Genomic DNA, 14,486 nt, shown 5'->3' on the forward strand with positions numbered 1-14,486 from the left:
AAGGGTCTGACGCCATGGCCGCCTACGGTCTCTACACCCACATCGCATCGAACAAGACCCGTTCGGTGCTGCTGCTCGGCGGCCTGTTCCTGCTGATCTATGTGCTGGTGTTCGCCGGTGCGCTGATCGCGGAGGTCATGATCAACGGCAATGGCAGCGTCGCCTATTACATGAACGCTGCCACCCGCGACCTGATCAAGGCGCTGCCCTGGGCCACGCTGGGCGCGGCGGCCTGGATCGTGATCGCCTATTTCTTCCACCAGACGATGATCGACGCCGTGACCGGCGGGACCGCGGTCACGCGTCAGGAGCAGCCGCGGCTGTACAATCTGCTCGAGAATCTCTGCATCTCGCGCGGCATCACCATGCCGAAGCTGAAGATCATGGACAGCCCAGCGCTGAATGCCTTCGCCACCGGCCTCAATCAGCGGCAATACGCCGTCACCGTCACGACCGGCCTGCTCGCTGCGCTCGATGACCAGGAGATCGAGGCGGTGCTGGGTCACGAGCTCACCCACATCCGCAACGGCGACGTGCAGCTGATGGTGGTGGCCGTCATCATCGCCGGCGTCGTCGGCTTCTTCGGCGAATTGTTCTTCCGCCTGTTCACCAACATGAGCTGGGGCGGCGGCTGGGGCCGCTCGTCGTCGTCCTCCTCCTCGTCCGACTCCGACCGCAAGGGCTCCGGCGGCGGGGCGATCATCGTCGTGATCATCGCGGTCGTGCTGATCGTGGTGGCCTGGCTGTTGTCCCAGGTGGTCAAGCTGGCGCTGTCGCGCACCCGCGAATACCTCGCCGATGCCGGGTCGGTCGAGCTGACCAAGAATCCGGACGCCATGATCAGCGCCCTGCGCAAGATCGAAGGGCGCGGCGAGCTGCCCGGCGCCACCTCCGCCGTCATGGAGTTGTGCGTCGACAATCCGCGCGAGGGCTTTGCCGACCTGTTCGCCACCCACCCTTCCGTCGATGCCCGGGTCCAGACGCTGATCAAGTTCGCCGGCGGCCACGATCCGGGCCCGCTGGCGCTGCCCACGGACGAGGCACCGCCGGACGACACCGGCGCCAACGCGACCGAAAGCGACGCTCCGCCACCGCTGCCGTCCGGCGGTCCCTGGGGCCAGGCCGATGGCCCGCCTACGCCATCCGGCCAGGGACAAGCCGCTCCCGAGGGACCTTGGAGCACACCCGCAACCGGTCCCTGGGGCCGGCACTAGACCCCTCCTTCGCAGCGGAATCGGGGGCGAATGCCGTGCGACGGGCAATCGTGCTGCCACTCGCTTGCAAGTGCTTCCTCGCCGGCACGAACGTTTGGCCGGAATGCCTCCGATTGCTCCGGCCCGCGGCGGCGAAGGCGCAAATTTCCCCGGTCCCGTGCTGCAATGAATTTGAATTCTCCAGCGTTTCTGCCATGTTCGCGCCCAAAGCAGAATGCAATGCGCCGGCCCCCTGGCCGGCCTCAGGGCTGAAGGACTTTCCATGGCGAAACCGGCAGTGGTTGTGGTGGGCGCGGACAAGGGCGGGGTCGGCAAGACCACGGTGTCGCGGACGTTGCTCGATTATTTCAGCGCCAACAACGTCCCCACCCGGGCGTTCGACACCGAGCATCCGCGCGGCACCCTGAAGCGCTTCCACCCGGAGATCACCGAGATCGTCGACATGAACTCGACGCCGGACCAGATGAAGATCTTCGACACATTGAGCGCGGTGGCGCCCTCGGTGACCGTGATCGACGTCCGCGCCGGCCTGATGTCGCCGACACTGGCCGCCTTGCGCGACATCGGCTTCCTCGACGCCGCCCGCTCCGGCCAGATCACCTTCGCGGTGTTCCACATCCTGGGCTCGTCGATCGCCTCGCTCGACGAGATCGCCGAGACCGCGAGCTACATGATCGGGGCGAAATATTTCCTGGTGAAGAACTTCATCAACAACACCAGCTTCTTCGAGTGGGACCAATCGACCTATAATTCCTACTTCCACCGCATCAAGGACGCGACCGAGCTGACCATCCCCAAGCTCAACGAGATGGCGTTCGAGCAGGTCGAGGTGGCGTCGGTGCCGTTCCTCAAATTCGTCGCCAACAAGGGGCCGCGCGACGAGGCCGCCAACTACTCCTTCGTGCTGCGCGGCTATGTCCGGCATTGGCTCGCCAATGTCTGGAGCGAGTACGACCGGATCAAGCTGACCGACATCGTCGGCTCGACCAAGGCGGCGGCGCCGCGGCCGGCCGGGGAAAAATAGCATTCCCGTGACTGATGGGACTTTATCGCAACCGCATTTGACCTGATATAGGTCGGATGCCCGCGACGCCCGTCTACATCGTCTGCTCGCCCCGGCCGCAATCCGGGAAGACGCTGCTTGCGCGGGTCCTGAGCGAGTTCCTGCTGCTCAAGAACGGCCAGGTGCTCGCCTTCGACGTCACCCTGCGCGAGCCGTCGCTGCTCGACTTCCTGCCGCAGATCACGGAAACCGCGACGATCGAGGACACCTACGGCAAGATCCAATTGATGGACCGGGTGATCCTCAACGACGGTATCCCCAAGGTGATCGACCTCGGCTACTACTCGTTCGACGAGTTCTTCAAAATGTCCGAACAGATCGGCTTTTTGAAGGAGGCCGCACGGCGGAACGTGGTCCCGATCGTGCTGTACTGCGCCGAGGGCGACCGCGTCTCGATGCGCGCCTATGACGCCCTGCGGCGGCAGATCCCGAAGGCACAGCTGATCGTGGTCGAGAACGACCACGTGCTGCGCGAGGAGCTCCCCGACCTCTACAGCCGCAGCAAGCATCTGCGCATTGCCGCCCTGCCCGCCTTCCTCCGAACCTACATCGAGCGCTTCTCGTTCTCCTTCACCGGCTATCTGCGCCAGGAGAAGGACCCCTCCACCGAGCTCTATCAATGGATCCGGCGCAACTATTATGCGCTGCGCGAGATCGAGAACGAGCTCCTGATGCAGCGGTCCTGACGCCGCCGCGCGCGTTTCAGTGCCCTTCGAACGAGATCAGCGTGCGCACGGGCACGTCGAGCGCGCGCAGCTTGGCGGCGCCGCCGAGATCCGGCAGGTCGATGATGAAGCAGGCCGCCACCACGGTCGCGCCGATCTGGCGCAGCAGCTTCACCGCGCCCTCGGCCGTGCCGCCGGTGGCGATGAGATCGTCGACCAGGATCACGCGCTCGCCGGGCTGCACCGCGTCGACATGCATCTCCATCTCGTCGGTGCCGTATTCCAGCGCGTAGGACATGCTGACCGTCTTGTGCGGCAGCTTGCCCTTCTTGCGGATCGGCACGAACCCGGCCGAGAGCTGATGCGCGACCGCGCCGCCGAGGATGAAGCCGCGGGCCTCGATGCCGGCGACCTTGTCGATCTTCGATCCGGCCCAGGGATGCACCAGCTCGTCCACCGCGCGGCGGAACGCGCGCGCGTCCGCCAACAGCGTCGTGATGTCCCGGAACAGGATGCCGGGCTTCGGATAGTCCGGAATGGTGCGGACCGTGTTCTTGATGTCCAGATCGAACGTCATCGTGCTCTCGCTACCTTGTTTTGCCGTGACCGCGAGGAATTCGTCATTGCGAGCGAAGCGAAGCAATCCAGGGCCGCGAAAACAACTCTGGATCGCTTCGTCGCTACGCTCCTCGCGATGACGGCGACCACCTGTTACGCCGGCTGCTTCAGCCGGAATGCATTCTCCACGATCCGCAAACCGACGGCATCGCCGAGCGACATCAGCGATTCCGGATGGAACTGCACGCCGCCGACCGGCAGCGTCTTGTGCTCGATCGCCATCGCCACGCCGTCCTCGGTTGCCGCCGTCACCGTCAGCACCTCGGGCATGCTGTCGCGCTCGACGAACAGCGAGTGATAGCGGCCGATCACGATCTCATTCGGCAGCCCCTGCATCAGGCGGCCGCCGCGCACCTGGACCCGCGAGGGCCTTCCATGCGCGGGCTGGGCGAGCTGGCCGAGCTGGCCGCCGAAATACTCTCCCATCGCCTGCACGCCGAGACAGACGCCGAAGATCGGCAGCTTCTTTTGAAGCGCGGCATCGATGGTGGTCGAGATCTTGAAGTCCTCGGGACGGCCCGGCCCCGGCGAGAGCACGATCAGATCCCAGCTGCGCTCGGCCAGCATCTTCAGTGCATGGACATAACGCACCACCGTGACGTTGGCGCCGACCTGGCGGAAATAGTCGGCCAGCATGTGCACGAACGAGTCGTCATGATCGATCAGCAGCACGTTCTTGCCGGAGCCTGTCGCGTCCGGCGCCGTCGACGACAGCGGCTTCGGCGGATCGCCGCGCAGCGCCTGGAACAGCGCCGCCGCCTTGACCTGGCACTCGCGATCCTCGGCCGCGGGGTCCGAATCGAACAAACAGGTGGCGCCAACGCGCACCTCGGCGAGCCCGTCCTTCATGCGGATGGTGCGGATGGTGAGGCCGGTGTTGATCGAGCCGTCGAAATTCACGGCGCCGATCGCGCCGGCGTACCAGCGCCGCGGCGAGCGCTCATTGTCCTCGACGAACTGCATCGCCCACAGCTTTGGCGCGCCGGTGACGGTCACGGCCCAGGCGTGGGTCAGGAACGCGTCGAGCGCGTCGAAGCCCGGCCGCAGCATGCCCTCGACGTGGTCGACGGTGTGGAACAGCTTCGAGTAGGTCTCGATCTGGCGGCGCGCCAGCACCTTGATGGTGCCGGGCACGCAGATGCGCGCCTTGTCGTTGCGGTCGACGTCGGTGCACATGTTGAGCTCGAACTCGTCCTTCTCCGAGTTCAGGAGCTGACGGATCTGCTCGGCATCGCCGATGGCGTCGCGGCCGCGCGCGATGGTGCCGGAGATCGGGCAGGTCTCGACGCGGCGGCCGTCGGAGCGGACGAACATCTCGGGCGACGCCGACACCAGGAACTCGCCGTCGCCGAGATTCATCAGCGCGCCATAGGGCGACGGGTTGATCCGGCAGAGCCGCTGGAACACTTCCGCCGGCGAGCGCTCGCACGGCTCGGCAAACAACTGGCCGGGCACCGCCTCGAACAGGTCGCCGCGGGCAAAGGCGGCGCGGGCCTTCTCGACCGTGGCCTGGTACTCGCCCGGCGCGTGGTCGGCAAAGCCCTGGCGCGGCTCCTTCAGATAGACGCTGGCGTCGGTGTCGCGCGGCAGGCCTGATGTCGACTGGCCGTTCCAGGAGAAATCATAAGACAGCACGACGCCGCGGCCGGTGGCGCGGTCATAGGCCAGGAGGCGATCGGGCACGTAGAGCACGATGTCGCGCTGGTCCTTTTCGCGCGGCCGCTTCTGCACGAGGTCCTCGATCTGGAAGACGAGGTCGTAGGCGAAGGCGCCGAACAGGCCGAGCAGCGGATCGTCATTGGCGGACAGCGCGGCGATCATCGCCCGCACCAGCGACATCACGCTGGCGCGGCGGGTGCGTTGGTCCTCCTCGACCGGGGCAGGCCCGCGGACGATGTGTCCGGCCAGCCGCGCCGGCGAAGCCGCAGTAATGACCACGCAGGGCTCGCGCAACGTGTCCTTCAGGAACGCGATCAGCACCTCGCCGCGGCGGTTGAGCGCCTGCAGGGTGAAGTCGGTGCCCTTGGTTTCCAGCACCAGCGGTGGGTCGGCGAAGCCGAGGTCAAAACTCTCGTAGCGGCCGGGCACGGTCGTGCCCGAGGACAGCACCACGCCGCGGCGGCGGTCGAGCAGGTCGATCAGGTCGTCGAGCCGGCTGGCATTGCCGGAAAACTGCTCGACGGCGCGCGTGATCGCGAGCCCGCTGGAGGTGCGGTAGTCGCTGCGGGCCGGAAGGGCGAAAACGGTCCTGTTCATGGGGTCCTCTTGGGCGTCCTCTTACGGAATTTGCCGAGGAAACGCCACACAGGACCAACCGGAAGCCGCCGCTGCGTGGCGGCCCTCTGCGATCGAATGTCAAATGAATCGCACCGGCCACCTCTTACAAGGTGCGCCACCAGAGACGGGCTGGGCGGACAAGGGTGCTCATGCGGCGGAACTGACCACGGGCGGCGGGCGGGGTCAAGGGGCGGCGGGGACACAGGTGGGGGTGGCGCTTACGTGTGCGCGTCTTTCTCCACCTCGTCATGGCCGGGCTTGTCCCGGCCATCCACGTCGTCCGGCATGCTGAGAACGATGTGGATGCCCGGGACAAGCCCACGGCTGTCCGGTTCAGGCAGGCTGGACAAGGCGCATGGCGTGGATTCTTCTGCGATCTTGAGCATCGCCAAATGTTCGAGACACACGAGGAGGATCCCGCCATGCGCCACCACAATACTGTATTTCACGGTCTGCAGAAGCTCGTTCCGTGGAGGGTTTTTGACCGGCTTGTGGAAACACATGGAGGAGACAAGCGGGTGCGCCGGCTCAGTACCCGGAATCAGTTTTGTGCTTTGCTCTATGCGCAACTGGCTCGCGCTGAGAGCCTGCGTGCCATTGAAGCTGCTTTCGAGAGCCACGCTGCACGGCTCTATCACGTAGGCGCCAAGGTGGTTTCGCGTTCGACGCTGGCCGATGCCAATGCAAAGCGACGGCCCGAGGTCTTTGCCGGTCTGTTGGCAGAGATGATGAAACGCTGTGAGCGGAAGCTGGCAAACGAGGTGGCGGATGCGGTCTACCTGGTCGATTCGACCAGATTTCCCCTGAACTCTCTCAGCGCCAGCTGGGCCAAGTTCAGCAGCGGCATCAACTGCTTCAAGCTGCACATCGTTTATAATCCGGATACCGGAAATCCGGTTACGGCCGACGTGACCGCGGGAAACGTCAACGACATCACCGCGGCAAAATCTCTTCCGATCCGCCCGGGCGCGACTTACGTCTTCGACCTCGGTTACTATGACTACGGCTGGTGGGCCAATCTCAACGAGCAGGGGTGCCGTCTCGTCACCCGTCTCAAGGCGAATACTAAACTCAGAGACGTGACTGAGAAGACAATCCCGGAGGGCTCGTCCGTGTTGTCCGATCGGATCGGCCTGCTGCCTGGCAGATTGGCTGTCTCGCGAAAGAACCCGTTCCAGGATCCCGTCCGTGAGGTCAGAGTTGCCACGGAAACCCGCAAGGTCCTGCGCATCATAACCAACGACCTCGACGCATCTGCCGACGAAATTGCCGACCTTTACAAGCGCCGCTGGCAGATCGAGCTGTTCTTTCGCTGGGTCAAGCACACGCTGAAGATCAGACACTTCCTCGGAACGTCCGAGAACGCCATACGCATCCAGATTGCAGTGGCGCTGATCGCTCATCTCCTGCTGCGCGCGGCCCATAAGCTGCAAAGCAGCGTGGAAAGCCTGCGGACCTTTACCGGCCTGGTCGCGCAAAACCTCATGCACCGCAGGAGGATCGATGGACTGCTCGATCCTCCACAGTCTCTCACCCGAGACGACCGCCAGCTGAGCCTTAGTATATGCTAAAACCTCAACCGGACAGCCGTGGGACAAGCCCGGGCATGACGGAGCAACTAGTCGGCAGGATAGTTCGCTGGGATAGCTCCGCATCTCCATATGCGACAGCCCTGCCCTGGAGTGCCCCTTGCAGGGAGCGGGGCTCACCGCTGTTGGGCGAGCGGCAACTCACAACTTGCGAAGCTGAGTACTCGCGCGGCAATTGCCCTATAGCAGCCCGCGCGCGGCTTGCTTGAGATGGGCGGCGATGGCGTCGCGGGCTTCGGGTGAGGCGACGCTGCGCGCCATGGTCACGCCGCCCGAGAGAAGCGCCATCAATGCCCAGGCCTTTTGCAGCCGCGCCTCGTCGGTCTTTCCCTGCAACCCTTTCGCGATCTGCCGGGCGACCCGTTCGAGCGCCGCGCCGTAGCTGGCCTTGATGGCCGCGCTGGCGCGCGTGACGTCCGGGGTCAGGCTCTGCAGGCCGCAGCTCGCATCCAGCGCGCAAGTGAGGCGCTCACCGAGATAGAAGGCGACGAACGTCTCGGCCCAGCGGGCGCCCTGCTCCGCCTGAAGGGCTGCAATGCCGGCTCTGAGTTCCTCGAGTCCGGCCAAGGCGGCGGATTCGAACGCGGCGTCCTTCGACTTGAAATGACCGTAGAATGCGCCGGAGGTGACCCCGGCCTCCTTGGCCAGACCATCGACGCCGATCCCGCCATAGCCGAGCCGGCGAAATCCGCGGCCTGCGGCCTCCAACAGTTTTGCCTTTGCTTCCAGCTTATGTTCGGCCTGATACCGCATCTGGCGCCTCTCATAGCGATCGTTATTTCATGATTTGACTCATAACGATCGTTATTCTATTAATACATCACGGTCGTTATATAATGGCCGCCATTCCCCGGACAACCGCCATAGCGCGGGCACAGGAGGACTCATGCCGATCAGTCTCACACTCACCGAAGGCGTCATCGCTGCCGACAAGGCGCCGATCGCCGTCGCGCGGATCACGGAAGCGTTCCTGAGACATCATGGTCTCGCGGGAAACAGGATCATGACGGCGAACGTCACAGCCCATCTGAACATCCTGCCGAAGGGCCAGACCTTCGCCGGTGGCACGCCTGTCGACGGAGCCTGGATCGAGACCAAGACGCCGTCCTTTGCGCTCGCCAGCCACGACATCCAGACGGCGTTCTTCGGCGAAGCCACCGACATTCTGCATGACCTCTCCGGCGGGGCGCTGGCGAGGGACCGGATCTGGTCCAACGGCGTCCACGCCGTCGACGGCACCTGGAATCTGCACGGCAGGCCGATGACCAACGAAGCGCTTGTGGGGGCCATCACCGCAGGCTGACCACGGCCATCGCGGCCGCTGCCGCATCGCGCGGCGGCGGCCGTGACCGAATGCCGAGCGCTCACGTCCCCGGCTTCACCAGCCCGAGCTCCGCAAACTTCTGCTCCGTGGCCACCACCGCGTTCTCATACACCTCGCCGCGCTCGACGAAGTAGTTGAAATAGCCGGCCGGCGTCTCCGGCTGGATCTCGACCAGCTCCACGGTCTTGTATTTGGGATCGGTGATGGCGCCGCTCGCGATCAGGTCGTTGATGCGCTTGAGCGCATCGACCTCGGCTTTGTAGCCGACCGAGAACCACATCTCGGTGGTCCAGTCCTGCACCTCGAACCAGTTGGCCGGCGCCTGGCCCTGCCACCCCTGGGCGAGCGGGCGGACGGCGAAGACGCGGTCGAAACCGTGCAGCTCGGAGATGATGCTGGCACGGTGATAGGCGCCGTCCATCTGTCCCTGCGGCAGCTTGGTGAAGCCGTAGAGCGACAACCACAGCGCGGCCTTGACCGCCTCCGGCGTGATCGGGCGGATGGCGCGCTCGGCCAGCACCTCGGAGGCGTAGCGCAGGTCGCGCTTCGCCGCCGATTGCCGCGCCTTGACGGCATGAGCATTGGGAACCGACTTCTCCGACGGCAGCAGCGCCCGCGCCGCCTCGTTGCCGTAGAGATAGCCGGTGCCGGTCTCGGGATCATAGGTGTTGAACACGACGCCGATCGGCGTGGCGTTGAGCGTCTCCGCCGCGTGCGCGAAGTCGGCCTCGCTGCGCACCGGGACATATTGCTGCGCCGGCCACAGCCGGTCGGCGAGGGCGTTGAACGGGCCGTCGCGCCAATCCGGCCAGGAGACGAGGCGCGCCAGCGCCTCGGCATAGGCGGGACGGAACACCCCGGGATAGCCGAACATCACCGTGCGCAACTGCGACGCCGGATCCCGGTGGCGGTCGGAGGACATCAGCTCGTTGCGCAGATCGAGACCCTGAAGCCACGCCGACAGCACCAGGATCTGGCCGGATGTCGCGGTGACGAGATCCGGCGTCACGCCCCAGGCGCGGGCCGTATCGAGGAAGCCGGCGCCATGGGCGTTCAAGCCGCCCAGCCCGGCCAGCGCAAAGGCCACACGCACGGCTTTCTCCATCAGCAGAGGGATCGGGGAATGCTACCTCAGATTGTTTCTGCGACGCAACCGGCGACGAGACGCGGCGAATTCGAACATCGAACGAAGCGACGCGTTTCGAACATGATCAACGCTCATATCCCGGCGAAACAACGGTGATTCGCGGAAACCTCGCAGCGCCAGGCGGCGGAAGGCTGCAGCCGGCGGCTGTGCGGCCCGTCACAACCTCATGTTGCGCGCGTGCATGAGGCCTCTCCTGTCGATCGGCGGTTGTCACAACCGCAAAAAGTTACATAACTTGACCGTGCGTGAGGGCAACACCTGTTGTCTATCTGCCATAGTATGGCAATGATTGGTTAACCATATTGAATTACCTTGGTTAACATGGCTCGCGGCAAACAGCCTTCTGTGTCGCATGCGCTTCCGAAGCAGCAGACGCTGCTCGATTGCTTCCTGGAAGCGCAGGCGAAGAGGACGAAGCGTCGACGGCGCTCCGCCGACGCGGCGACCAGCATCGATCCCGCCCGTCCCTTGGAGCCGACCGACGACGCCTCGTCCCGCGACGAGGCCGAACAGACGCCGGCCGAGATCAAGGCCGTCCGCGCGGTGTAAAGTCCGCGCGGCACCGCTTCGGACCGGTGCGCCCCTGCCCTCAGCTCAGCCGAGATGCTTGTGGAAGAACGCCGTGGCGCGGCCCCAGGCGAGCTCGGCGGCCGCGCGGTCGTGCACGGTCATGCGCTGCTCGTTCACGAAGGCATGCTCGGCGTCGTAGCGGTAGAGCTCGAGCGACTTGCCGGCGGCCTTCATCGCCGCCTCGAAGCCGTCCACCAGCGCCGGCGTGCACCAATCGTCCTTGTTGGCGAAATGGGCCTGCAGCGGAATCTTGACGTCGGCGGGCTTGGCTGCCTGCTCCGGCGGAATGCCGTAGAACACGACGCCCGCGGTCAGCTCAGCGATCCGGGTGGCGCCGATGATCGTCACCGCGCCGCCGAGACAGAAGCCGGTGAGGCCGACCTTGGCGCCGTTACGGGCGAGATATTGCGCGGCGCCGCGCACCGTCTGCGTGGTCGCGTCCATGAAATCGAGCGAGTTCATCTCGCGGCCTGCCGCATCCGTGTCGTGATACGGCACCACCGTGCCCTTGTAGAGATCCGGCGCCAGCGCGTTGAAGCCGGCCAGCGCGAACCGGTCGCACATGCCCTTGATCTGATCCTGCAGGCCCCACCATTCCTGGATGACGACGACGCCCGGCGCATTGCCCTGCGCCGCCTTGGCGAGATAGCCCTTGGCCTCCTGGCCGTCGGGGCGCTTGAAGCTGATGAGTGTGCCCATGATGGTCCTCCGCAATTTCTGTTTGGGACGTTGGGAATGCGGTTTACCGCAAATGCGCGTCCGGCGCGACGGGAGGGGATCGGGTTCGCTTCAACGTGACCGCCTTCGTAGCCGGATGTCGCCGCGCTCGGCCACGGGTCGCCGCGCTACACCGGCAGCGACCGTGGCGCGAACAGGATCACGGCCATGCCGGCGAGGCAGATCAGGGCGCCGGCGGCGTCCCACAGATCGGGGCGATGGTCTTCGACCAGCCAGCCCCACAGCAGCGCCGACGTGATGTAGATGCCGCCATAGGCGGCGTAGGCGCGGCCGGCGAGCGGGCTGTCGGCGAGGGTCAGCAGATAGGCGAAGCCGGCAAGCGCGACCATCCCCGGCAACAGCCATAGCGGCGAATGGCCGAGCCGCAGCCAAGCCCAGAACGCAAAGCAGCCGCCGATCTCGAGCACGGCGGCGCCTGCGAAGGCCAACAATGACGTCATTGCGTCCCCTCCTCTGCCGCGCCTCGTCAACGCTACGACGGCCAGAGCGGCCAAAAGCAAAAAAGCCCCCAGAGGGGGCTTTTTCAATCGCATGCGGCGATGGCTCGCGCTCCGCTCAATGCGCGGCGGCCCAGACCCGCTTCTTGGTGAAGTACATCAGGCCGGCGAAGATGATCAGGAAGATGAACACCTGATAGCCGAGGCGCTTGCGCGCTTCCATGTGCGGCTCGGCGGTCCACATCAGGAAGGTCGCGACGTCGTGGGCATACTGCTTCACGGTGGCCGGCGAGCCGTCGTCGAACGTCACCTGGCCGTCGGACAGCGGCGGCGGCATCTTGATCGCGTGGCCGGGGAAGTACTTGTTGTAGTACGAGCCCTCCGGGATGGTGACGCCGTGCGGCGGGGTCTCTTCATAGCCCTGCAGCAGCGCGTTGACGTAGTTCGGGCCCTGCTCCTGGAACTGGGTGAAGAAGTCGATCAGGAACCAGGGGAAGCCGCGCTTGTAGGAGCGCGCCTTGGCGATCAGCGACAGGTCCGGCGGCGCCGCACCGCCATTGGCCGCACGGGCCGCCTGCTCGTTCGGGAACGGCGCCGGGAAGTAGTCGGCGGGACGGCCCGGGCGCTCGAACATGTCGCCGGCGTCGTTCGGACCGTCCTTGATCTTGTACTCGGCGGCGAACGCGGCCGCCTGGGCGGGCGAGTAGCCCGGGCCGCCAGGCTCGGCCAGGTTGCGGAACGCCACATAGTTCAGCGAATGGCAGTTCGAGCAGACTTCCTTGTAGATCTTCAGGCCGCGCTGCACGGCGCCGCGATCGAAGGTGCCGAACGGACCTGCAAACGACCACTTCACCGACGGCGGGTTCTCCTGGCCTTCGCTGGCACGGGCATCGCCCATGCTGCCAGCGAGCAGCGACACCGCGGCGACCAGCGCAATCGCGGCCGAGGCCACCACCTTGCGGCCGGACTTCGCCAGCACGTCGTCGGCGATCGAGTTCGGCAGCGGCCGCGGCCGCTCGATGCGGGCGAGCAGCGGCAGCACGATCAGGAAGTAGGCGAAGTACAGCACGGTCAGGATACGGCCGAGCACGACGTAGACGCCCTCCGGCGGCTGCGCGCCGAGATAGCCGAGGCCGACGCAGACGACGACAAAGATCCAGAAGAACTGCTTGCCGAGCGGACGGTACTTGTTCGAGCGGGTCTTGGCCGAGTCGAGCCAGGGCAGGAACACCAGCACGATGATCGCCGCGAACATCGCGATCACGCCGGCGAGCTTGTTCGGCACCGAGCGCAGGATGGCGTAGAACGGCAGGTAGTACCATTCGGGCACGATGTGCGCCGGGGTCACCGCCGGGTTGGCCGGGATGTAGTTGTCGGCGTCGCCGAGATAGTTCGGCATGTAGAAGATGAACCAGGAATAGAAGATCAGGAAGCAGGCGACGCCGAAGAAGTCCTTGATCGTGGCATAGGGCGTGAACGGCACCATGTCCTTCTCGGTCTTCGGCTCGACGCCGGCCGGATTGTTCTGGCCAACCACGTGCAGCGCCCAGACGTGCAGCACGACCACGCCGGCGATCAGGAACGGCAGCAGGTAGTGGAGCGCGAAGAAGCGGTTCAGGGTGGGATTGCCGACGGAGTAGCCGCCCCACAGCAGGGTCACGATGCTCTCGCCGAAATAGGGCACCGCCGAGAACAAATTGGTGATGACGGTGGCGCCCCAGAAGCTCATCTGGCCCCACGGCAGCACGTAGCCCATGAAGCCCGTTGCCATCATCAGGAGATAAATGATGACGCCGAGGATCCAGAGCACCTCGCGCGGCGCCTTGTATGACCCGTAATACAGGCCGCGGAACATGTGGATGTAGACGGCAAGGAAAAACATCGACGCGCCGGAGGCATGCATGTTGCGCAGCAGCCAGCCGTAGTTCACGTCGCGCACGATCAGCTCGACCGACTTGAAGGCCATGTCGGCGTGCGGCGTGTAGTGCATCGCCAGGATGACGCCGGTGACGATCTGCACGCCCAGCATGATCGAAAGGATGGCGCCGAACGTCCACCAGTAGTTCAGGTTCCGCGGCGTCGGATAGGCAACGAAGGACGAGTGGACCAGGCCGATGATCGGAAGTCGTTGCTCGAGCCACTTCAAGGCGGGGTGGCTCGGCTGGTAGTCAGAAGGTCCACTCATGATGCGTTCCTGAAGAAATTATCTTGCACGATCGAGCGTGAGCTCAAGACAAACGTCTGCTCAGCCGATCTGGATCTTGGTGTCGGAAACGAACTGATAGGGCGGGACGGGAAGGTTGAGCGGCGCCGGTCCCTGGCGCACGCGGCCGGAAGCGTCGTACTGCGAGCCGTGGCACGGGCAGAAGAAGCCGTCGTAATTGCCTTCATGCGCGATCGGGATGCAGCCGAGATGGGTGCAGATGCCGATCACGACCAGCCACTGCTCGTGGCCGTCCTTGGTGCGGGACTGGTCGGTCGCCGGATCCGGCAGGCTCGACACCGGCACCGCGCGCACTTCCTCGACCTGCTTCTTGGTGCGGTGGGAGATGTAGATCGGCTTGCCGCGCCAGAACACCTTGATGTCCTGTCCTTCGGCGACGGGCGCGAGATCGACCTCGATCGGCGCACCGGCCGCGATGGTCGAGGCATCGGGGTTCATCTGGGAGATGAAGGGCCACAGGGCGAGCACACCGCCGACTGCCGCGGTAGCGCCCGTGGCGACGAAAAGAAAATCCCGGCGTGTCGGATGATCCGCAGTAGACGCTGTCACGATTCCAACCCTTTCTTCGTTGCAGCCGGTGGAACCGCCCCGCTCGACGTCTGACGATCTCGACCTGGGAG

15 protein-coding genes are annotated in these 14,486 nt (G+C 65.1%); 6 read left to right on the forward strand and 9 right to left on the reverse strand.

Features of this window, described 5'->3' with window-relative positions; genetic code table 11:
* Nucleotides 1-14 precede the first annotated feature (14 nt).
* The 3 genes from ACQR1H_RS17160 (at nucleotide 15) to ACQR1H_RS17170 (ending at nucleotide 2,963) form a co-directional block, all read left to right on the forward strand.
* Nucleotides 15-1,214, forward strand: coding sequence for a M48 family metalloprotease (locus ACQR1H_RS17160; RefSeq protein ID WP_434907899.1), 1,200 nt, complete (start codon nucleotides 15-17; stop codon nucleotides 1,212-1,214).
* A gap of 262 nt (nucleotides 1,215-1,476) precedes the next feature.
* Nucleotides 1,477-2,238 (forward strand): hypothetical protein, encoded by a 762-nt coding sequence (locus ACQR1H_RS17165; RefSeq protein WP_009025709.1) that lies wholly within the window; start codon nucleotides 1,477-1,479, stop codon nucleotides 2,236-2,238.
* A 56-nt stretch (nucleotides 2,239-2,294) separates the two neighbouring features.
* Nucleotides 2,295-2,963 carry a hypothetical protein gene (locus tag ACQR1H_RS17170; protein WP_315802792.1) on the forward strand — a complete coding sequence of 223 codons (669 nt, stop codon included), beginning with the start codon at nucleotides 2,295-2,297 and terminating at the stop codon, nucleotides 2,961-2,963.
* A 16-nt stretch (nucleotides 2,964-2,979) separates the two neighbouring features.
* Here ACQR1H_RS17170 and ACQR1H_RS17175 read toward each other — a convergent pair whose 3' ends face one another.
* From ACQR1H_RS17175 to ACQR1H_RS17185, 3 genes are all read right to left on the reverse strand, one after another.
* The gene (locus ACQR1H_RS17175) at nucleotides 2,980-3,519 is read right to left on the reverse strand and encodes an adenine phosphoribosyltransferase (RefSeq protein ID WP_315802791.1); all 540 of its coding nucleotides are present in this window, start codon (nucleotides 3,517-3,519) and stop codon (nucleotides 2,980-2,982) included.
* Between the two features lie 134 nt (nucleotides 3,520-3,653).
* On the reverse strand, nucleotides 3,654-5,816 hold the full coding sequence (locus ACQR1H_RS17180) for an anthranilate synthase component I (RefSeq protein WP_315802790.1): 2,163 nt from the start codon (nucleotides 5,814-5,816) through the stop codon (nucleotides 3,654-3,656).
* A gap of 239 nt (nucleotides 5,817-6,055) precedes the next feature.
* Nucleotides 6,056-6,286, reverse strand: a complete 231-nt coding sequence (locus ACQR1H_RS17185) for a hypothetical protein (protein ID WP_434907900.1) — start codon at nucleotides 6,284-6,286, stop codon at nucleotides 6,056-6,058.
* On the opposite strand from ACQR1H_RS17185, the gene ACQR1H_RS17190 reads away from it, so the two are divergent.
* The gene (locus ACQR1H_RS17190) at nucleotides 6,260-7,408 is read left to right on the forward strand and encodes an IS4 family transposase (protein WP_316182801.1); all 1,149 of its coding nucleotides are present in this window, start codon (nucleotides 6,260-6,262) and stop codon (nucleotides 7,406-7,408) included. The two genes, ACQR1H_RS17185 and ACQR1H_RS17190, sit on opposite strands and share 27 nt — an antisense overlap.
* A gap of 198 nt (nucleotides 7,409-7,606) precedes the next feature.
* On the opposite strand, the gene ACQR1H_RS17195 is transcribed toward ACQR1H_RS17190, so the two are convergent.
* Nucleotides 7,607-8,179, reverse strand: coding sequence for a TetR/AcrR family transcriptional regulator (locus ACQR1H_RS17195; protein WP_315802789.1), 573 nt, complete (start codon nucleotides 8,177-8,179; stop codon nucleotides 7,607-7,609).
* 133 nt (nucleotides 8,180-8,312) lie between these two features.
* On the opposite strand from ACQR1H_RS17195, the gene ACQR1H_RS17200 reads away from it, so the two are divergent.
* Nucleotides 8,313-8,729 carry a 4-oxalocrotonate tautomerase gene (locus ACQR1H_RS17200; protein WP_316238228.1) on the forward strand — a complete coding sequence of 139 codons (417 nt, stop codon included), beginning with the start codon at nucleotides 8,313-8,315 and terminating at the stop codon, nucleotides 8,727-8,729.
* A gap of 61 nt (nucleotides 8,730-8,790) precedes the next feature.
* Here the strand turns inward: ACQR1H_RS17200 and ACQR1H_RS17205 are convergent, their stop codons facing one another.
* The gene (locus tag ACQR1H_RS17205) at nucleotides 8,791-9,843 is read right to left on the reverse strand and encodes a hypothetical protein (RefSeq protein ID WP_316217325.1); all 1,053 of its coding nucleotides are present in this window, start codon (nucleotides 9,841-9,843) and stop codon (nucleotides 8,791-8,793) included.
* 399 nt (nucleotides 9,844-10,242) lie between these two features.
* On the opposite strand from ACQR1H_RS17205, the gene ACQR1H_RS17210 reads away from it, so the two are divergent.
* Nucleotides 10,243-10,446 carry a hypothetical protein gene (locus tag ACQR1H_RS17210; RefSeq protein ID WP_434907901.1) on the forward strand — a complete coding sequence of 68 codons (204 nt, stop codon included), beginning with the start codon at nucleotides 10,243-10,245 and terminating at the stop codon, nucleotides 10,444-10,446.
* Between the two features lie 45 nt (nucleotides 10,447-10,491).
* On the opposite strand, the gene ACQR1H_RS17215 is transcribed toward ACQR1H_RS17210, so the two are convergent.
* From ACQR1H_RS17215 to petA, 4 genes are all read right to left on the reverse strand, one after another.
* Nucleotides 10,492-11,166 (reverse strand): dienelactone hydrolase family protein, encoded by a 675-nt coding sequence (locus tag ACQR1H_RS17215; RefSeq protein ID WP_315802785.1) that lies wholly within the window; start codon nucleotides 11,164-11,166, stop codon nucleotides 10,492-10,494.
* Between the two features lie 146 nt (nucleotides 11,167-11,312).
* Complete coding sequence (locus tag ACQR1H_RS17220; RefSeq protein ID WP_434840525.1) at nucleotides 11,313-11,645, reverse strand: YnfA family protein; 333 nt, start codon at nucleotides 11,643-11,645, stop codon at nucleotides 11,313-11,315.
* 115 nt (nucleotides 11,646-11,760) lie between these two features.
* Nucleotides 11,761-13,827, reverse strand: coding sequence for a cytochrome c1 (locus ACQR1H_RS17225; RefSeq protein WP_434890989.1), 2,067 nt, complete (start codon nucleotides 13,825-13,827; stop codon nucleotides 11,761-11,763).
* A 60-nt stretch (nucleotides 13,828-13,887) separates the two neighbouring features.
* Complete coding sequence (gene petA / locus ACQR1H_RS17230; RefSeq protein WP_315802877.1) at nucleotides 13,888-14,418, reverse strand: ubiquinol-cytochrome c reductase iron-sulfur subunit; 531 nt, start codon at nucleotides 14,416-14,418, stop codon at nucleotides 13,888-13,890.
* Between the last annotated feature and the right edge of the window lie 68 nt (nucleotides 14,419-14,486).

The sequence above is a fragment of the Bradyrhizobium sp. HKCCYLRH2015 genome (assembly GCF_051168215.1).
In the GTDB taxonomy this organism is placed as follows: Bacteria; Pseudomonadota; Alphaproteobacteria; order Rhizobiales; family Xanthobacteraceae; genus Bradyrhizobium.